A 20,416-nucleotide genomic window follows, 5' to 3' on the forward strand; every position below is an offset into this window, starting at 1 on the left:
CTCACTTCGCGCTTCCGTGCGGCGAGGTGAGCTGGCTCAGAGCAGAACCACATCGAACTGCTCCTGCAGGTATTGATCATCGGCCTGGAAGCGAATGCTCTTGCCAAGGAACTCCTCCAGCTCGGCCACCGCGGCCGACTCTTCGTCGGTGATGCGCGCGACCACCTTGCTCGATGCGATCACCAGCAAGCGCGCCGCCTCGAACTGGCGCACGGCGCGGGTGATCTCGCGGAAGATCTCGTAGGTCACGGTTTCGGCGGTCTTGATACTGCCACGGCCACTGCATTGCGGGCAGGTTTCCGACAGCTGCCGTTCCAGGCTTTCGACCGTGCGCTTGCGGGTCATTTCCACCAGACCCAGTGGCGAGAAGTCGTACACCGTGGTCTTGGCGTGGTCGCGCGCAAGTGCCTTTTCCAGCGTACGCAGTACCTGGCGGCGATGCTCGGCGTCATCCATGTCGATGAAGTCGATGATGATGATGCCGCCCAGATTGCGCAGCCGCAGCTGCCGCGCCACCGTCTGCGCCGCCTCCAGATTGGTGCGGAATACGGTTTCTTCCAGATTGCGCTGGCCGACGAAGGAACCGGTATTGACGTCGATGGTTGTCATTGCCTCGGTCTGGTCGATGACCAGATAGCCACCGGACTTGAGCGGCACCTGCTTGTTCAAGGCGCGTACGATTTCATCCTCGACCCCGAACATGTCGAAGATCGGGCGGTCGCCGGTATACAGCTCCAGCTTCTCGCCCAGCACCGGCATGTACTTGGCGACGAAGGCCTGCAGCTGGCCGAAGGTTTCCTTGGAATCGACCTTGACCTTGTCCACGTCCTTGCGGATCAGGTCGCGCACCGAACGCAACGGCAGGCTCAGGTCTTCATAGATGATGCTGCACGGCGGCGCTTCGCGCCCGCGCCGCTCCACCACCGTCCAGACCCGCGACAGGTAGGAGATGTCCTCGGCCAAGGCCTCGGCCGGCTGGCCTTCGGCATTGGTGCGCACGATGTAGCCGTAGCCGCCGTGTTGGGCCGAGATCTCGGTGACCAGCGACTTCAGACGGGCGCGCTCGCCCTCGTCCTCGATGCGGGCCGAAACCCCGACCATCTTGGACTGCGGCAGCAGCACCAGGTAACGCGAGGGAATGCTGATCTGCGTGGTCAGACGTGCACCCTTGGTGCTGATCGGATCCTTGACCACCTGCACCACCACGTCCTGGCCATCGCGCAGCAACTCCACGATCGGTACCGAGGACGGCAATGGCAGGCTGGGCGCGGTTTCGTCGGTGTCGGCTGCCACCGGCGCCGGACGCACCACGTCGTTGGCATGCAGGAACGCTGCGCGGTCCAGGCCGACCTCGACGAACGCGGCCTGCATGCCCGGCATCACCCGCTGCACCTTGCCCTTGTAGATGTTGCCGACCACACCGCGGCGCCAACCGCGCTCGATGTGCAGCTCCTGCAACATGCCGTTTTCAATCACTGCCACGCGGGTTTCGCGCGGGGTGACGTTGACCAGAATTTCTTCAGACACGTCCTTCATTCCCCCTTGTCCATGGAATCGTCGTCCGCGCCTGCGGCAAATGCCGCCAGCAGCGCGGCGGTCTGTTGCAACGGCAGCCCCATCACCCCGGAGTAGCTGCCGGCCAAATGACTGATGAAACGCTCCGCCCCACCCTGGATGGCATAGCCACCGGCCTTGCCCATCGGCTCGCCGGTGGCGACGTAGGCCTGGATCTGCGTCGCGCTCATCGCCGCGAACGTCACTTCCGATATCACCGTTTCCAGCGCATGCCGCCCAGCTGCGGCCAAGGCCACCACGGTGATCACACTATGCGTACGCCCCGCCAGCGAGGCCAGCATGGCCTCCGCATCGGCAGCGTCGGCCGGCTTGCCATAAACCCGGTCATCCAGCACCACCTCGGTATCGGAGCCCAGCACCACAGCCTGCGGGTCATCGGCGACCAGCGCCAGCCCCGCCTGGGCCTTGTCCAGCGCAACCCGGCGCACATAGGCCTCGGCCGCCTCACCCGGCGCACGCTGCTCCGGCACCTCCAGATCAAGGGCGCGGAAAGGCACATCAAGGCGGGACAGCAGTTCGTTGCGACGGGGAGAGCGGGAGGCGAGATAAAGCATCGTGAAAGCATAACCTGCGCCAGCAACCTGAATGATGAGCATTGCTGGCAAAGTGACGGTGACCCCATCATGGCTCACCACCCGTTCATCGCTCTGTGTTCATTTTCACGATCCAGCCAAGGAGGATCACCATGCGTCGTACTGCCCTCGCCCCACTGCTGTTGTCCCTGTCTCTCGCTCTTGGAGTCTCGATGACCGCCAATGCCCAAACCGTCCCGGCCGTGGTTGCCAGCGACGCGACCTTGTTGAACGTCTCGGCCCAGGCCGAGGCGCACCGCGTGCCGGATATCGCCACCCTGTCGGCCGGGGTGGTCACCCAGGCAGTCGATGGCAACACCGCCATGCGCGACAACGCCGTACAGATGGACAAGGTAATGGCTGCGATCAAGGCCGCCGGCATTGCCGAGCGCGACATCCAGACCAGCGGCATCAACCTCAGCCCGCAGTACCGCTACGCCGAGAACGAGCCGCCGAAGATCACCGGCTACCAGGCCAACAACACCGTCAGCCTGAAGGTGCGCGACATCAGCAAGCTGGGCAAGGTACTGGACAGCCTGGCTGCACAGGGTGCGAACCAGATCAACGGCCCCAGCTTCGAGATCGACCAGCCGGAACCGGTCTATGACGAAGCCCGCCTGGCCGCGCTGAAGAAGTCGCAGGCTCGCGCCGAAACCTACGCCAAGGCACTGGGCCTGCGCGTACGCCGCATCGTCAGCATCTCCGAAGGCAGCCAAGGCGGCTTCCGGCCGATGCCGATGATGGCCATGTCTGCCGGTCGTAGCGCCAAGGCTGAAATGGACACCGCGGTGTCGCCGGGCGAAACCACCGTCTCGGTCAACCTGGACGTGGTGTTCGAACTGGGCCGCTGAGCAACGCGGCAGCTGCAATCGGAACGGCGCCTGCGGGCGCCGTTTTTGTTTGGGTCGCTCGCCTTGGTGGCGAGGCTGGCATTTGTTTGTGGGAGCGGTGTAAGCCGCGAAGCTGGCGTTGCTGAAACCCTTGGCAACTGCGCCACCTGATGATGTGCCGGCTTCGCGGCTCACGCCGCTCCTACAAAAGCCAGTCGACGTGCCATCAAGCTGTCCGCCAGCTGACCAGAAACAACTACCCCGCTTGCCGAACGCCTGAATAACAGGCGCACTGCAGCCACGGGACGCAAATCAGCAACCCTGTCCCGTGTCATCACGCGTTGTTCTCTGTCACACGCCCACGCATGGAGGTGGAACATGGTCCGCACGCAACAACGCAGTCCGTCCCTGCACGTAGAACCCTCGCGCATCCTCGCCTACAGCACCGCCCTGGCCCTGCACGCCTTTGCCTTGGGCTTGCTGCTGATTCCGCTGTCACAGGTGCCCATCCAAAGGGAAGCAGAGCGCGAACGCTGGCAGGTTCCCGACGTCAAACCCGTCGTCCCCAACCCGCCCACACCGCCGGTTGATGTCCCGGTGACCCGCACGCCGTCACCGCCGCGGCAACCGGCACTGGCAGCACCGGTGGACAACGCACCGATGCCGATCTTCGCCACCGAGGCGGTCGTCACCGCGCCGGTGGACATTGCACCGACGATCGACAACAGCCCGGCCATCGATTCAATCGGCGCATCCACGCCACTGCAAGGCGTGCAGCTGCGTTACCTCAATGCGCCGGCACCAGGCTATCCGCGTGATGCCCTGCTGGCCGGTGCGCAGGGCACGGTGACGCTGCGGGTACTGGTGGATGTGGATGGCTCACCGCTGGAGGTCAGCGTCGAGCACAGCAGCGGCAACCGCAGCCTGGACAACGCCGCCCGCAGCCAGGTGCTGCGTCGCTGGAAGTTCCAACCCGCTACCGACGGCGGCCGTCCGGTACAGGCCTATGGCCTGATCCCGGTTGATTTCAAGCTTGGCTGAACAGGGCTGAGGCCCGCTTATGGCAGCGGTTTTTGGGAACGCTGCCATAAGCACTGCCAAGCTGTCTGTGGCCATTAATGATTATTTCACTACGCCTTCACCCATGGGAAACCTAGATTCGCGGCCGTCGATGTTCTTTGGCCGCGTGTTGGCGGCCTTCTTGCCGCTGTTCCCTGGAGAGAGACTGTGAAACATCCGACCTACCCGCGCAGCAACCGTCTTAGCGACGCAATCACCGGCAACCTCAGCCGCCTGCTTCTGGTTCCATTGACCTTGGCAGCGGCCGCACCGCTGGCCATGGCCCAGGACCAGAAGGCCACCAACCTGGACCGGATAACCGTCACCGGCTCCAACATCCCCCGCGCCACAACTGAAACCGCCTCACCAGTGCAGGTCATCACCCGGCAGGAAATCGACCGTACCGGCAAGGCCACCATCGCCGAATACCTGCAGACCCTGACCAGCGATGGCGCCGGCTCCATTCCCAAAAGCTTCGGCACCGGCTTTGCCGGCGGCGGCTCCGGTATCTCGCTGCGCGGCCTGGGTGCGGCGTCGACCCTGGTCCTGCTCAACGGTCGTCGCATGGCACCGTACGGCCTGGCCGATGACGGCCAGAAGGTCTTCACCGACCTGAGCGTCATCCCGATGGATGCGGTCGAGCGCGTCGAGGTATTGAAGGATGGCGCCTCAGCCATCTACGGCTCCGACGCCATCGCCGGCGTCGTCAACATCATCCTGCGCCGCGATTTCACCGGCGCCATGCTCAAGGCCTCCTACGGCACCTCCGGTGACAGCGATGGCAATGCGCGCAAGGCATCGCTGACCGCTGGCGTGGGCGATCTGGACACCGATGGCTTCAACGCCTTCGTCAGCATCGACCTCAGCAAGACCGATGACATCCGTATTTCAGACCGCCGCAACCGCAAGTGGATCGGCAACGGCGACCTGAGTCCGTATGGCTTTGATCGCGTAGCTGGTGGCCAGTTCTTCCCGCTCAACGGTGCCATCACCTCCAACGGCACCGTCGCCGGCAGCTCACCGGCAGGTAGCATCCGCGACCCGGCAACCGGTCGCTACCAGTCCCTGCCAGGCTGCTCGCAGTTCTCCAACATCAGTCCTCCCGACGTGGGCGGCGGCTGCCTGTGGCAGACCCAGGATTTCCGCAGCCTGAGCCCGAGCGAAGAGTTCGGCAATTTGTTCGCACGCGGCACCTTCGTGTTGTCGGACAACTTCGAGATGTATGGCGAGTTCGGCTACTCGAAGAAAAAGAACGTGTTCTACAACACCCCAAGCGGTGTTTCCGGCTCCTGGGGCTATCCGGGCGGCCCGGTCAACGCCAGCAGCGGCAGCGGTGCAACGGTGTTGGGCGCAGCTCACCCTGACAACCCATTGGGCGTGGACGCCCGCCTGCGCTACGCCGCGTTCGACGTAGGCCCACGCGTCACCCGAAACACCAACGAGTTCACCCGCTTCCTGGTTGGGGTGAAGGGCACCGCAGGCGAATGGGATATCGATACCGCCTACCTGCACTCGGCAACCCAGCTGGTCAACGAGCGCACCGGCTTCCTGCGTTACAGCCATGTGCGCACCGCCTTGACCGACCCGAACAGCCCGGTGGGCTGGTGGCATATCGGCGCCAATGCCGGGCAGAACTCGCAGGCGCTGTACGACTACATCTCCCCGACCATCCACGCCAACGCGTCCACCACGCTGGACATGATCGACTTCAAGGCCTCACGCAGCCTCGCCGATCTGGCCGGTGGTCCGCTCGGGCTCGCATTTGGCGCCGAGTACCGCCGCCAGAAGGCGAACCTGGATCCGCAGAGCTATACCGACCTGGGCGACATCATCGGCCTGGGCTATTCGGCCTATAAGGGCACCGAAGAAGTCGCCGTGGCCTATACGGAAGTGGTTGCCCCGGTACTGAAGTCGTTGGAGCTGTCCGGCGCCCTGCGCGTTGACAAGTACAAGGGCGGCGACACCGCGACCACGCCGAAAGTCGGCCTGAAATGGACCCCGGCCGAGTGGATCGCCCTGCGTGCCACCTATGCCGAAGGCTTCCGCGCACCCGGCCCGGCCGAAGCCGGTGACGGCGGCCTGGCCGCCTTCAGCACCGCGCGTGACCCGGTGCGCTGCCCGGGTGGCACCCCGGCACCTGGTGCCACCGCAGCGGACTGCGCCGTCAGCCTGGCCATCATCACCTCGGCCAACCCTGCACTGAAGCCGGAGAAGTCCAAGAGCTACACCGTCGGCCTGGTGCTGGACCCGACCTCGAGCACGACGCTGACCTTCGATGCCTGGCAGATCAAGCGCACCAACGAGATCAACCAGGGTGATACCGATCTGGCCCTGGCTGCTGGCCGCGGCATCCGCTCGGACAATGACCTTCCAGGCATTCCCAACAGCGGCAGCCTGCTTGCGGTCAGCGTTGACTACATCAACTCCGCATCCACCACCGTGCGCGGCTTTGACTTCGACATCCGCCAGCGCGTGGCATTGGGCAACTACGGCAAGCTGCTGATGGACATGCAATGGACCCGCATCAATTCGTTCGAGCGCGATGACGGCACCGGCTCCGTGTTCCAGTACGCCGGTACGCACGGCAATTGCGATGTCACCAATTGCATCGGCACCCCCAAGGATCGCCTGAACTTCGGCCTGACCTGGGACATGGACCGCTTCAGCATCAGCAGCATCGCCAACTACATCGGCAGCATGGACAACGTCGCCTACCGAGGTGACAGCTGTGCCAATCACTACGTCGATGGCTCCGATGCACCGCGCGGCTGCAAACTGCGCGCGTTCTACACCATCGACCTGTCCGGTCGCTGGCGCGCTACCGAAGCGTTCGAAATCTTCGGCTCGGTGCAGAACCTGACCGATCGCATCGCACCGCTGGATCCGTTGACCTACGGCGCGGTCAACTACAACCCGCTGCACTACAGCGGTGCGGTTGGCCGTTACTACACGCTGGGCGCCAAGTACACGTTCAAGTGATGTACCCGCCCCGGCGCCAAACGCGCCGGGGCGGCTTGAATGACAGACAAAAAAAACCCGCATCTCGCGATGCGGGTTTTCAATTAAAACTTGGCGCCCGAAGTTGGACTCGAACCAACGACCCCCTGATTAACAGTCAAGTGCTCTAACCGGCTGAGCTATTCGGGCGGGGAGGCGCATTCTATACGTTAATTACGCGCGATGGTAGGGGTGATTGGCCAACATCGCCGCTGCGCGATACAACTGCTCGGCTACAACCAGCCGAACCAGCATATGCGGCAAGGTCAGCGGGCCTATCGACCACTTCTCATCGGCCACTGCAGATACTTCCGCCGCGTGCCCTTCCGGGCCGCCAATCAGGAACGCCAGATCGCGCCCCTGCGTGCGCCAGTGCTCCAGCCGTTGCGCCAGCTGCTCGGAGCTGAGCTGCCTGCCTGGCACGTCCAACGCCACCACATAGGGATTCTTGGGCAGTGCAGCCAATACCCGCTTGCCCTCGTCCTCGATCGCGCGCTTGGGATCACGGCCCTTGCCGCGCAGGCCCGGCTCAATTTCAACCAACTCCAGCGGCAACCAATGCGACAGTCGCTTCTGGTACTCGGCAAACCCCTGCGCAACCCACGACGGCGCGCGTTCGCCGGTGGCGATCAATCTGGCTTTCATGCGCGGCCTCCTATCAACCTGCACAAACAAAGACGGCGCCCTGCGGCGCCGTCACAGAAGCTGCGGCCGTCAGGCTCAGCCAGCATCCTGCTCGTCTTCGCCTTCGTCGTCATAGGCAGAGCGCGGCTGGTCGCCAACGGTCCACAGACGCTCCAGCGCATACAACTCGCGCACGCGCGGCAGCATGACGTGGACGATGACGTCGCCCAGGTCGACCAGCACCCACTCGGCTTCGCGCTCACCTTCAACACCCAGCGGCATCACGCCCAGGTTCTTGGCAAAGCGCACTACTTCCTCACCGATGGACTTGACGTGACGGGTAGAGGTACCGGAGACCACCACCATGTAATCAGCCACACTGGACTTGCCACGCACATCGAGCTCGACGGCATCCCGGGCCTTGATCTCCTCAAGGGCGGAGTGAACGGACGCCAGCAGGGCCGGTACGGAGGGTGCCGGGCTGGGCATTTGGGTCTTGATGACTTGGGCTTCGGTGGTCAAAGCAGCAGAACTCGATGAATTAAGGGGGACGATTATAGAGAACATGGCCGCTGCCGGCATTCACGCCCGCGCGGCACTGCCATACAGGCCTTGCGCAAGGATGTACCCAGCCACCGCCGAAGGCAACAAATCACGCCATTGGCCGCCGTTGGCAATGGCCTCCCGCACCTCGGTCGCGGACTCGGCATGCAGCGGCTGGCGCAGCCGCCAGACCCGCCCGGCCGGGCTATCGATCAGACTTTCAGCCGAGCTGGCCCAAGCCCCGTCCAGCCGTCGCGCCAGTTGCGCTGGCAACTCACCGTCCAGGCCGCTGCCCGGTCGTTCAGCCACCACGATATGTGCCAGATCGAGCAGATGCTCCCATTCATGCCAGCTCGGCAGGCCAAGCAGGCTGTCGGCCCCCATCAGCATCGCCAGCGGGCGTTGCGAGCCGATCTGGGCGCGGATGTCACGCAGGGTGTCCACTGTCCACGATGGCACACCGGGCTTGCGCTCAGCGCGTTGCAGTTCGCGGGTATCCACCAGCAGGTTGGGCTCGTCCGCTACCGCCAGCGCCAGCATATGCGCACGCTGGGCGGCATCGGCACCGGGCGGTGCACGGTGCGGCGGGTCGGCGGCGGGCATCAGGTGCACCGGCACCTGCAGCTCGGCTGCAGCGCAGCGGGCAATGGCCAGATGGCCGTTGTGAACCGGATCGAAGGTGCCGCCGTACAGCAGCCACAGGCCGTCGTCTGCGGCAGCGCCTGCCGGCGACCGCCCAGTAGTCATTCAGCGCACGCCACGGACGAGCAGGCGCACCGCGCGGGCTTCGGCCAGCGCAACCAGCAGACGCTCCAAGGCAAGCCACGGGTCACCTTCGGCCCGCCCCTTGGCCATGCGGTCGACCTGCGAGGCCTCGGCGACAAAGCGTTCCCAGCGGCGTGGGTCGGGGTGACGCTGCAGGGCGCGTTTGAACGGCGCCTGGCGCGACTCCCAGATGCCCTTGGATTTCATTTCCGCAGCCAGATTGCCGCCATTGGCCTGCACCCGGGCCAACCCAGCGGTGATCAGCAATTCACGGATCAGGATCGGCATCAACGCGGCCACCGCCTCGCCCTCGGCGCGCAAGCCAGCCACCATCCGCAGCACGGCCTGTGCCTGCCCGGAGAATGCCGCTTCACTGAGCCTGAAAACGTCATAGCGCGCGGCATCGGCGACCAGCGACTCCATCTTGGCCACATCCAGCGGCTGGCCATCGGCCAGCAACGCCAGCTTGTCGATCTCCTGCGCGGCCGCCAGCAGATTGCCCTCAACCCGCTCGCTCAAGCGCTGCACAGCGCCCGGGTCAGCGCGCAAACCCTTGCTGCGCAGGCGCCGCTCGATCCAGTCACTCAATTCATGCGGCTTGATCGCCCAGGCCACCGACAGCACGCCAACCTTGTTGACCGCCTCGGCCCATTTGCCCTGGTGTGCCTTGCTCCATTCGCCAGCGGTGATCAGCAGCACCACGTCCGGCGCAGGCCGCGCGCAGAAGTCGCTGATGACCTCGGCGCCCTCCTTGCCCGGCTTGCCGTTGGGCAGGCGCACTTCGACCAGACGACGCGCACTGAACAGGCTGGGCGCGTTGAAACTGGAAGCCAACTGCCCCCAATCAAAATCGCGACCATCAGCATCAAATACTTCGCGCTCGCCAATGCCATCGGCGCGCGCCTTGGCACGCACCGCATCGGCGGCTTCAATCACCCGTAACAGCTCGGGGCCGGCAATCAGGTACACCGGCGCCAAAGCTTGGGAGCCTATCTGGCTGGCCAGTTGTTCCGGTCGCAGCTCCATTGTTCAGCCCCGAAGCGTCTGTGCAGCGCCGGAACCCACCAACTCAGTGCACCTCACCAGCTGCGTCCTCCGCAGGCTTGGGGGCTTGCAGGGCTTTCTCCACATCGGCGCGAACCACGCTGTCGATGCGACGCAGGATCGAGGCCGACATTTCTCGGCGCAGCTCATCGGCGAGGATTTCGCGCTCGGTGGTGGTACCGGTGGAATTCTGTGGCGGCGACACATAGTCACGCGACAGTTCCACAGCCTGCTCCGGCACGATCACGCTGCCGTCCGGGCGCAGGAACGAGAACACCACCGCGTAGCGCAGGCTGTATTCCTGGGCGCGGCCCTGGGCGTCGATGGCGATGGGCAGGTCACCCCAGCGCTCGGAACGGATCTGCAGACGGGCAACCCCTGGCGTCTTGCCAGCGACAGCGAGCGTGTCGCCGTCTTCCACCACGGTGGCGCCCGAGGAGCGCAGGCCACGGTTGAGGAACTTGACCAGCTCGCTGTAACGCACCGCTGAATCCACCTGCACCGCCGGCATATCGGCAGGCAGCGCGAGCTTGTTACGCAGATGGAAGCCGCAACCGGTGAGGGTGGCGGCGAGAATCAGGGCGGTCAGGTATCGAGTCATGCACACAGTCTGGATGAGCCGGCCGGGAGCGGCAACAGGCAGCAAGCCTGCCTGATGCCGCGTGAACTGCACTTGAGATGCCCGTTGCGGCTTACGCCGCAACGATGTTGACGATCTTGCCCGGCACGATGATGACCTTGCGGATCGTCAACCCGACCAGGAACTTGGCCGTGTTCGGCTCGTCCTTGGCCAGGGTTTCGATCAGCTCGCGCGAAGTATCGGCGGCCACATCGATGGTGCCACGCAGCTTGCCGTTGACCTGCACCGCCAAGGTCAGCGAGTCCTTGACCAGCGCAGCCGTGTCCACCTGCGGGAACGGCTGATCTTCGAGCAGGGTCTGCGCGTGGCCCAGCAGCTGCCACATCGCATGACAGGCATGCGGAGTGATCGGATTCAACAGCAGTACCGCCGACTGCAAGGCTTCCTGGCGCACCGCACGACCCTGCTCGCTGGCATCGTCGAACTTGGCCAGGGTGTTGAGCAGTTCCATCACCGCAGCGATGGCGGTATTGAAGGCGTGGCGGCGACCGTAGTCGTCACTGACCTTGCTGATGGTTTCGTGGGTCTTGCGACGGATCGCCTTCTGCTCGGCACTCAATGCAGCAACGTCCAGCGCCGGCGCAATGCCGTCGACGGTGTGCTTGTGCACCATCGCCCACAGTCGGCGCAGGAAGCGCGCCATGCCGTCAACGCCAGCCTCGTTCCACTCCAGCGACTGTTCCGGCGGCGCGGCGAACATCGAGAACAGGCGCACGGTGTCAGCGCCGTACTTGGCCACCATGGTCTGCGGGTCGACGCCGTTGTTCTTGGACTTGGACATCTTCTCGACGCCACCGATCACCACCGGCTGGCCGTCTTCGCGCAGGGTCGCGCCGGTGATGCGGCCGCGCTCGTCGCGCACCGTATCCACATCGGCCGGGTTGAACCAATCCTTGGAACCGTCGCTGTTCTGGCGGTAGAAGGTTTCGGCAATGACCATGCCCTGGCACAGCAGGTTCTGTGCCGGCTCGTTACTGTCCACCATGCGCGCATCGCGCATCAGCTTGTGGAAGAAACGGAAATACATCAGGTGCAGGATGGCGTGCTCGATGCCACCGATGTACTGGTCGACCGGCAGCCAATAGTTGCCACGCTTGTCCACCGCCTCGCGGGCACCCGGCGAGGTGTAGCGGGCGTAATACCAGCTCGACTCCATGAAGGTATCGAAGGTATCGGTTTCGCGCTCGGCCGCGCCGCCGCAGTCCGGGCAGGTGGTCTTGCGCCATTCCAGGTCGGCCTTGATCGGCGAACCCGTGCCATTGAGGGTCACGTCTTCCGGCAGGATCACCGGCAGCTGGTCTTCCGGCACCGGCACCGCGCCGCACTTGTCGCAGTAAATGACCGGGATCGGGCAACCCCAGTAGCGCTGGCGGCTCACGCCCCAGTCGCGCAGACGGTAGTTGATGCGGCGCTGGCCCTGGGCCTTGCGCTCGAATCGCTCAGCCAGTGCCTCGAACGCGCCCTGGAAATCCAGGCCGTCGAATTCAGCCGAATTGACCAGCTCGGTTTCGCGGCTCTTGTCGCCGTACCAGTCCTGCCAGCGGCTGTCGTCATAGCTGCGTTCGTCGTCATTCTTCGGCGACTTCAGCGCGATGACCTGCTTCTTGGCCAGGTTGTACTTGGTGGCAAATTCAAAATCACGCTGATCGTGACCCGGCACGGCCATGACTGCGCCGGTGCCGTAGCCCATCAACACGAAGTTGGCGACCCAGATCGGCACCTGCTCGCCACTGACCGGGTGGATGGCCTTCAGGCCGGTGTCCATGCCGCGCTTTTCCTGGGTTTCCAGTTCAGCCTCGGAGACACCGCCCTGCTTCAGCTCGGCCAGCAAGGCAGCCAGCTGCGGGTTGTTCTTGGCGGCGTGCATGGCCAGCGGGTGTTCGCCAGCAATGGAGACGAAGCTCACCCCCATCACCGTGTCCGGGCGGGTGGTGAACACGCGCAGCGGATCCAGTGCAGCGCCGTCCACGTCGCGCACGTCGAACTGGATTTCCAGGCCTTCGGAGCGGCCGATCCAGTTGCGCTGCATGGTCTTGACCGAATCCGGCCAGCCCGGCAGTTCATCCAGGCCGTCCAGCAATTCCTGGGCGTAATCGGTGATGCGCAGGAACCACTGCGGGATCTCGCGCTTCTCGACCAGTGCGCCGGAACGCCAGCCGCGGCCATCGATGACCTGCTCGTTGGCCAGCACGGTGTTATCGACCGGATCCCAGTTCACCACCGAGTTGCGGCGATAGGCCAAGCCCTTGCGCATCAGGCGGGTGAACATGCGCTGCTCGTGGACGTAGTAGTCCGGCGTGCAGGTAGCGAACTCGCGCGACCAGTCGATCGCATAGCCCAGCGACTTGAGCTGGCTGCGCATGTGGCCGATGTTGGCGTAAGTCCACTTGGCCGGCGCGGTCTTGTTCTTGATCGCTGCGTTTTCGGCGGGAAGGCCGAAGGCGTCCCAGCCCATCGGCTGCAGCACGTTATGGCCGGTCATGCGCTTGTAGCGGCTGATGACGTCGCCAATGGTGTAGTTGCGCACATGGCCCATGTGCAGCGCACCGGACGGGTACGGAAGCATCGACAAGCAGTAGAACTTGGGCTTGTCCGAGGTTTCGTTCACCTCGAATGCTTTCTCGGCCTCCCAGAATTTCTGGGCGGCGGCTTCAACCTGCTGGGGATCGTAAATATTCGGTTCGACGCTGGACATGTCAACGCTGGGCAACGGCAAAGCGGCAAAGGGTACCGCAGTGCATCATTGCACTCCAATCCGGGCGCAGACCAGCATCAAGCATGACCCGCAGGTCATTGAAATATAGAGCTTTTAAAAAAACAGAGGTTTCTCAGGGCCGCCCCAAGCGCGTTGCCTGCGCGTGCCCTGCCCCGTTATCGCGGTTATTGCGCCGCGCCGCTCAGCTGCGCGGCGGTGCCAGCCGGGCCGCGCCCAGCAGCCATACCAGCCAACCCAGGAAGGCCAAACGCTGCGCCATTGCCACCGGCATGGCGACCTGGAACAGGAACGCGCTGCAGATGATCCATAGCGCACAGACCACGGTCAGTGTCGACAAGGATCGCCAGCCAGCAGCCTTGCCCGCGCCAAAGCGCAGGGCAATGGCAGCAGCACTGAAGGCCAGCAGCCACAGCAACCAGGCGCTGGCGTGGAACTGGCTGGCGCGGTTCTCGATATCCTCCACATCCAGCGGAAACAGGCCCATCGCGGCAAATGCGATGGCAGCCAGCAGCAGCATCTGCCCGCCTACCCGCAGCGGGCGTGGTGCGCTGGACGGCATGCGCAGGATCAGGTCCAGCATCGCAATCGCCGCCAGCAGGCCTGGCAATACAAAGCCCAGCAGACTGAAACCCGCACCACCAGCAATGCCGCGTGCGCCCAGCAATGACACCGGATGCAGCATCTGGTCATAGCCTTGCAGCTGCGCTCCGAAACCCACCACCGCAGCGATGAAAGCCAGCGCCGCCAAGGGACCGGCCCAGGCCATTACATTGTTCCACTTCAACACAGCACACCTTGTCCAGCTCTGGCCGCAGCACGGCTGCCACGACTACCGGCCGCCATTGTGAGGGCTGCGACCGACAATGGCATCGGCCGCTTGCTTCGGCAATCAGGGCTCAGCCACCGGTCACGGCGATTTCCACCCTGCGGTTCGGCGCCAGACAGTCCAGTAATGCAGTACCAGCAGCGTCATCGCACTGCACCAGCGGCGCACTGTTGCCGCGCCCTTCGGCATGGATGGCGGCGGCAGGAATGCCTTGCTGCACCAGATAGTTGCGCACGCTCTGCGCTCGGCGGCGCGACAACTCCATGTTGTAGGCATCACTACCAATACGGTCGGTGTAACCGACGATGTTCAGCGTCTCCTGGGCGGCGCTGGCACGGAGGCCATGTAACAGTTCATCCAGTTTCGCCCGGCCCGTGGCCGACAGATTGGCACTGTCAAAGGCGAACAACGCGTCGGCCGATAGCCGCAGTGGTGCCACTACCGGGGGTGGCGGAGGCGGTGCCGGCGCGACCGGTGCAGGTGCAGGCTCCAGCAAGGCCGCGCAGCTACCCGGCTTCCACGCCTGCCCGCTGGCTACTCCTTTGGAATCGAACCTGACCTGGAACTGGCATTGAATCGGCTCGGCCCCAACCGAGCGGCGGAAATTGAAGACATAGTTCCACTCGCGCACACCCCACAAACCTTCGTTGAACTGTGGCGTACCCAGCAGCGTCTGGATCTGGCGCTTGTTCATGCCTGGCGCGTACTGGCGCAGGTTGTCCAGATTCACATAGGTGCCGCCTGCAGGATAGGCGCGTGCCGGGTCCGGGAACTCCTCGCGCACCTGGCCCTTGCCGCATGCAGTCAGCGTCGCCAGCAAAGCCAGCACGGTCCATTTCTTGTTCATAACGTCCTCGATGCATAGCCAGGTTTGTCTTATTGCGGGTCGTCGCTGCCAGCGATCACCACTGGAAACCGGCGCCCACGGTCACCCCGCCATCGCCGCGGGTATTGGCCGAACCACTGAGCTTGTAGATCCAGCGCCCGCCATCGGTGACACCCGACACGCCCACCGCCATGCTCGACTCGCCATGGAAGGTACTGGCCGCCATCGACGCCATGCGCCTGCCCGCCTCGGTGGGCTGCGGCAGACCCGCCATCGCCATCGCCGAGGCGACACCCGCGGAAGCACGGTCGTCGATACGCTTCATGTCGCGGCTTACATCATTGAAACGTTGATCGGTGTAGTTCTTCGACCAGTCCATGACATCCCCCATGCCCTTGTTGAGTTGAGCGACATTGACTGCATCGGTGGGCGCCACACCGGTGCCTACGTTGTGGATGACAGTACTGGTGCCCGGGCGCCCCATCGTCACGCTGCCATAGTTGGTGCTGCCGTCGGTGTTCTGGTCATAGCGCACCGTGCCCTGCTGCGATGCCTGCAACTGGCGTAGGTTCACCGCGTCCGTAGCCTCGCTGCCGTCGCCGACATTGGTGACCTGACGCAGGGCACCTGCGGCACCCACGGACACGGTATTGGCACGATTGGCCACCGAGCCTGCGCCCAACGCCACGCTGCCGGCTGCCGATGCGTTGGCACCATCACCGATGGCCACGGCCTGGTTGCCGCTGGCCGTTGCCTGCGGACCGGCGGCGACGCTGTCCTGGCCGGTGGCCGAGGCAGCCGCCTTGGTCGAATTGACCGCAAAGTACTGATTGCCGGCGCCGCCGTTCTGGATGTTGTCGATGCGCTTGTTGACGTTGACGATGGAGCCGTCCATCGCTGCCAGGGCGTCAGTGACATTGCCGAACGTCTGCTGGGTGGCGGCGCCCCCGCTGTTGATCGAGGTGATGTTGAAGCTGGCGGAGCTCCATTGCCCGGTGCCGCTGTTGTACTGCATCGTGCCACCAATCGCCGAGGCCACAGCATCGTTGGTAGCAGCCAGCTGCCCGCCGTTGATCGCATCCAGGCTGCCGCTGGTGATACTGCCCGCCGCCACGTTGCCCAGGGCAACTGCTGCGCCACTGCCATCACCGGTCAACCGTACCGCGTTGGTCGGATTGCCTGCGCCATCTGCGATGTATTTCACCGCCAATGGATCGCTACCGCCCGGAACACTACGCGGCACAAGATTGCTCAGGTTGAGCAGCGAATCGCTGATGGAGGTAAACGCGTTGCCGATGTTTGTGTACGACTGCAGTGAAGCCACGCCTAGCACACCGATGCTGTTGATCTGGTAGTTCGGTGCGCCGAGCACGCCACCGGTGAAGGTCGTACCGCCGCCCAGATAGGTTGCCAACGAGCTGCCCAGCCCAAACAGCTGTCCACCATTGACCGCCTCCTTGCTGCCCACTGCAACCGAGCCGGCCGCGAGATTTGCCAGCACGGTGCCATTGACGGCCTGGCCGTTGCCCAGCGTTACCTTGCCGTAGTTGACGACGCCATTGACGTCTTCGTCATAGACCACCGCCGCCAAGCCCAGGTCGTCAATCTGATCCAACGCGCCACGCAGCTGTTTGAGGTTGACCGCATCGGTATCCTGGCTGCCGGCGGCGACATGGGTGATCTGGCGCTCGCGCCCCGCCGAACCCACGGCCACTTCACCAATGGAGGTTTGCGTAGCGGTCAAACCGAATGCGGTGTAGTTGTCCTGGCCACCGCGCGCGGCATTGGACTTGAAGCCCAGCGCCACGCTGTTGGCCTTGTCCGAGGTTGCACCGGCTCCCAGCAACGTCTGTGCATTAGCGGTGCCCTTGGCGCTGTCACCGACCACCACCGAATGACCCTGGCGGGCATCATAGTCGGCAGTCGGGACACCGGTCTTGCCGCCCGCAGCATCGACGAACACCTGGTCCGCGGTCTGCGTTGCCAGTCGATGCTCGGCATTGCTGCCGATCACCACTTCCTTGGAGCCGTTGGCAAAGGCACCGTCACCGATCAGCACCTGGTAGTCCTGTGCCGCCGGCACTGCCCAGCACTTGGCGGTCACAGCACCCAACACATTCAAGCAGGTCGAGGCCCAGGCCGGCGCGCCATCTGGCAGCACCAAGCCAAGCAGACCGCCCGGATCACCGTTGTTGATGTTGGTGATGTAACTGTCGGAAGTGACACCGCCGATCAAGGTCAAGTGCGAGTCGCCACCCGTGGTCAAGTCGCCCAGACCATTCAGCAAGCCACCTACCGGACTCAGGTTCACGGTCGGCACACCCAACACCGCCACCTCGGAATAGGTCTGCATCACATTGCTGCTGTTGACCTTCAGGCTGCCGCTGTTGATATAGCCGCTACCGCCGAAAATGGAGGTAAACGACGAATCCACCAGCTGGTTGACCGAGCCCACCAGCCCTCCGTTGCCGACGATCACGCCTGACGGCCCGGGCGCTACCGGTGTAGCGCTGGGGATGACTGGTGCGCCAGTGAGACCACCGATCACGTTGGACAGCCCGCCAGTCACGCCACTCACAACGCCACTCAGCGCGCCGGTCACACCCGTCACCCCGGAGCCGGAGCCGGTGATGCCACCCAGGGTGCTGCCGGTGGCACCGAGCAGCGTGGTGGCCGTGTTGTCCACCGTACCCAGCAGATTCTGCACCGTGCCGGTGACATTGCCGTTGGCAAGCGCACCGGTGGTGTCCTTCAGTCCACCTGTCAACGTACCGACCGTATTGGCGACGCCCGTGCCCAGCGTGCCCGAGCCCGTCACGCCACCAACCACCGCCCCGAGCAGATCACCGACGCCATCCAGTACCGGCGCAGCGCCGTTGACCAGGCCATTCACCAATCCAGCCAGCCCTGTCCCCTTGGCGACACCGCCGGTCAATTCCTCCACTGCACCGACCGCACCGGTCACCACACCGCGCACGGGATTGCCGCCTTCTTCCTTACCTGGCAGCAACACGTTGCCAACGCCCGCGACACCGCTTCCAACATGTTGAGTGAGCGAAGCCACAGTCGTGCTTGCATGGGAGGTAAGCGTTTCCACCTCCGCCACCGGCTTGCCGGTGAGTACTTCGCCGGTCAACTCCTTGACTGCGCCCGCCGTTGAAGCCAGCGTGCCATGCAGGGGGCTACCGCCCTCCTCCTTGCCCGGCAGCAGGACATTGGCCAGGCCCAGCAGCCCCGAGCCACCGTGCGTCAGCGGCCCGACCGTCGCGGTCACTGCAGCATTGGCCGATGCCGCCACCGGTTTGACTGCGAGCGCGGCATCGGCCACCACCGACAATGCAGCTCCCGACGTTGCTGCAGGCACGTGTGGTCGCAGCAGTGGCAGGGCTGCGCGTACACCGGCCTGTGCGCGCACCAGCGTCTTTGGAGAGGCAAGCTGCGGTTTGACCGCCAATGCGGCCGATGCATCCACCTGCAGCACCGCAGGCAACGTCACCGATGCGTTAAGCCCCACGGCCGCGTTCAACGTTGGCAACGTGGTGGACACGATCTGCTGTGCGTCGGTAGTGCTGTACTTGGCGACCAGGTCCTGCAGATCGGCCAGCTTGGCGTCGGTAGCCGCCGCTGGCCCGGCCATGGCCATTGCGATAGCGCTGCCCAGACCAGCCAGGCTCCACGACACCGCCGGCGACAATCGAGCCGGACCCGAACGTTTCCCCTGTGCGCTGGCCAGCTCGGAACCTACAACGAAGGCATTGAGTGTGCGGTTCCAGACCAAGCGGTAAATGCGGTTCATGTGGAGCCTCCGGTTCGACCTGTCCGGGCGCGGACGGGTCTTGGTTCGTGAGGCCAGTACAACGTTTGTATGCGCGATGGTTTGCCCGCATCCGGCACATCCATAGGGCGATTTGGCAAAGTGATACCCGTTACCGGCACGCCAATGCACGGATTCGGCAATCACCGCTGTTAAGTGATGGGCGTCACGCAGTTGGCCGACACCGCTCAGGCCGGCGAATAAGTGCCCCGCATCAAGGTCTCGCTCGGCAATTCACCAAACACCTTGCGGTAGCTATCAGCAAAACGCGACAGGTCCCACAGACCGCAGCTCAGCGCGATCGACTTGACCGACTTGCGGCCCGCATCGGCACTGGACAGGCTGCGGCAAGCCTCGCACAGGCGCAGCATCGACAGATAGCGCACTGGTGAAATGCCCACCAGTTCCTCGAACGCATAGCGCAGCGCGCGCTCGCTCACACCCGCGGCGTCACACAGTTCATGCATATAGATATGGCGGCGCAGATTGGCATACATCATGTCTTCGGCACGGCGAAAAATCAGATAGCGTGCGCGGCGGCTGCGATTGCAGCCAGCGCGCTCGGGAGCGCCGTTGGCGATTACTTCCTTGACGTGCGCATCGAGCATGGCGTCGATCTCATCGCCGCCGACTTCACCTTGGCGTATGCGTTCGTGCAGCCCTTGGTAATAGGCCTGCAGCGGAACATGCGGGCGGTTGCTGAGCACCGGCACGCCCGCAGCCTCATCGATAAGACCACCTAGACGCTGCGCCGCCGCACGCTCCTGGAAGCGTTTAAGCGGAACCAGCACAAAGGTCACCCGACTGCCGGCACCCAAGGCAAACTCGGTGACACCTTCAGGCATTACCGACACGATATTGCCCGATACCAGTGGAACGCCATGGCACCAGCTGCTTACCGGGTCCACCGTCTGCAGGCATCCAAGCAGACACCAATCCAGCGGCAACATGAAGCGGCCGCGCGTACGTGCGCCGATCTCGAACGTGCACAACAAGGCCTGGTCGTGAACAAACGAGGTAATCGATGCCGTGGGTGGCTGATCATCAAGCAGCACCAATTCAACGTGGCATACGCGAAGCGTGCCGCTCAGCGACGCCAGATCAAATGACCTCAAACCGTTTCCGCCGACTACCGCATCCATGTGAACGCCTTTGCGCATCCGGGCTAGGGACGCGCTTCAGAAGCCCGACCATCCGTTGCAGGTAACTGAGCAAAACCTGCAATCCCCTGCCGTACAGCCTGAAATTCGCATTACGGAATTGTCCTGACGAAGGTATCGACCATCGCCCGGCGCCCTGAATACTGACAAAAAAAACAAGTCTTCACGCCGGCTCCGCCATCACCTATTCGCCAAGTCCATCACATATATGAAAAACAATTCATTCTTGCCGAATATGCGCATCCGCGTACGGGGCCGATTGCAATGATGTTTCCGGGCATGCGCTGCATGCCGACAGGGGACAGCGGAAGCAAAGGTAGGTAACTGCCGACACTACCCGGCAGCCTGAGCGACCGTCGGCACACTCTTGCCGGTGTCATGCGTATCCCAATGACCTCAATCGGGCAGCAATGCCCATCGCCCGG

Annotated in this window: 15 protein-coding genes and 1 tRNA gene; 3 read left to right on the top strand and 13 right to left on the bottom strand. The window is 63.9% G+C overall.

The features are described 5' to 3' along the window. Positions 1-36 precede the first annotated feature (36 nt). A complete protein-coding gene (gene rng / locus ACVOMB_RS09305) occupies positions 37-1,527 on the bottom strand; it encodes a ribonuclease G (protein WP_481530950.1) in 1,491 nt (496 codons plus the stop codon). A gap of 5 nt (positions 1,528-1,532) precedes the next feature. Further along, entirely contained in the window at positions 1,533-2,129 is a 597-nt protein-coding gene (locus ACVOMB_RS09310) for a Maf family nucleotide pyrophosphatase (protein ID WP_481530908.1), read from the bottom strand. Between the two features lie 131 nt (positions 2,130-2,260). On the opposite strand from ACVOMB_RS09310, the gene ACVOMB_RS09315 reads away from it, so the two are divergent. The 3 genes from ACVOMB_RS09315 to ACVOMB_RS09325 all read left to right on the top strand — a co-directional run bounded on the left by ACVOMB_RS09315 (position 2,261) and on the right by ACVOMB_RS09325 (position 7,015). Beyond that, positions 2,261-2,998, top strand: a complete 738-nt coding sequence (locus ACVOMB_RS09315; protein ID WP_481530909.1) for an SIMPL domain-containing protein — start codon at positions 2,261-2,263, stop codon at positions 2,996-2,998. 357 nt (positions 2,999-3,355) lie between these two features. Then, positions 3,356-4,018: an energy transducer TonB gene (locus ACVOMB_RS09320; protein ID WP_481530910.1), complete on the top strand. Its 663-nt coding sequence runs from the start codon at positions 3,356-3,358 to the stop codon at positions 4,016-4,018. 186 nt (positions 4,019-4,204) lie between these two features. Beyond that, positions 4,205-7,015, top strand: coding sequence for a TonB-dependent receptor (locus tag ACVOMB_RS09325; RefSeq protein WP_481530911.1), 2,811 nt, complete (start codon positions 4,205-4,207; stop codon positions 7,013-7,015). A gap of 91 nt (positions 7,016-7,106) precedes the next feature. Here ACVOMB_RS09325 and ACVOMB_RS09330 read toward each other — a convergent pair. The 11 genes from ACVOMB_RS09330 to ACVOMB_RS09380 form a co-directional block, all read right to left on the bottom strand. Beyond that, positions 7,107-7,183, bottom strand: a tRNA-Asn gene (locus ACVOMB_RS09330). 24 nt (positions 7,184-7,207) lie between these two features. Further along, a complete protein-coding gene (gene rlmH, locus ACVOMB_RS09335) occupies positions 7,208-7,678 on the bottom strand; it encodes a 23S rRNA (pseudouridine(1915)-N(3))-methyltransferase RlmH (RefSeq protein ID WP_282269795.1) in 471 nt (156 codons plus the stop codon). A 75-nt stretch (positions 7,679-7,753) separates the two neighbouring features. After that, complete coding sequence (gene rsfS / locus ACVOMB_RS09340) at positions 7,754-8,179, bottom strand: ribosome silencing factor (protein ID WP_481514113.1); 426 nt, start codon at positions 8,177-8,179, stop codon at positions 7,754-7,756. A gap of 60 nt (positions 8,180-8,239) precedes the next feature. After that, the gene (gene nadD, locus ACVOMB_RS09345; RefSeq protein ID WP_481530912.1) at positions 8,240-8,947 is read right to left on the bottom strand and encodes a nicotinate-nucleotide adenylyltransferase; all 708 of its coding nucleotides are present in this window, start codon (positions 8,945-8,947) and stop codon (positions 8,240-8,242) included. Then, on the bottom strand, positions 8,948-9,991 hold the full coding sequence (gene holA / locus ACVOMB_RS09350; protein WP_481530913.1) for a DNA polymerase III subunit delta: 1,044 nt from the start codon (positions 9,989-9,991) through the stop codon (positions 8,948-8,950). Between the two features lie 43 nt (positions 9,992-10,034). After that, positions 10,035-10,610, bottom strand: a complete 576-nt coding sequence (locus ACVOMB_RS09355; protein WP_481530914.1) for an LPS-assembly lipoprotein LptE — start codon at positions 10,608-10,610, stop codon at positions 10,035-10,037. A 91-nt stretch (positions 10,611-10,701) separates the two neighbouring features. Next, the gene (leuS, locus tag ACVOMB_RS09360; protein WP_481530915.1) at positions 10,702-13,344 is read right to left on the bottom strand and encodes a leucine--tRNA ligase; all 2,643 of its coding nucleotides are present in this window, start codon (positions 13,342-13,344) and stop codon (positions 10,702-10,704) included. Between the two features lie 202 nt (positions 13,345-13,546). After that, on the bottom strand, positions 13,547-14,149 hold the full coding sequence (locus ACVOMB_RS09365; protein ID WP_481530916.1) for a DUF998 domain-containing protein: 603 nt from the start codon (positions 14,147-14,149) through the stop codon (positions 13,547-13,549). A gap of 112 nt (positions 14,150-14,261) precedes the next feature. Continuing rightward, positions 14,262-15,038 carry an OmpA family protein gene (locus ACVOMB_RS09370; RefSeq protein WP_481530917.1) on the bottom strand — a complete coding sequence of 259 codons (777 nt, stop codon included), beginning with the start codon at positions 15,036-15,038 and terminating at the stop codon, positions 14,262-14,264. A 55-nt stretch (positions 15,039-15,093) separates the two neighbouring features. Beyond that, positions 15,094-18,813: an ESPR-type extended signal peptide-containing protein gene (locus ACVOMB_RS09375; protein WP_481530918.1), complete on the bottom strand. Its 3,720-nt coding sequence runs from the start codon at positions 18,811-18,813 to the stop codon at positions 15,094-15,096. A gap of 206 nt (positions 18,814-19,019) precedes the next feature. Beyond that, the gene (locus ACVOMB_RS09380) at positions 19,020-19,973 is read right to left on the bottom strand and encodes a helix-turn-helix domain-containing protein (protein ID WP_481530919.1); all 954 of its coding nucleotides are present in this window, start codon (positions 19,971-19,973) and stop codon (positions 19,020-19,022) included. Between the last annotated feature and the right edge of the window lie 443 nt (positions 19,974-20,416).

This window comes from Stenotrophomonas sp. STEN018 (genome assembly GCF_056760235.1).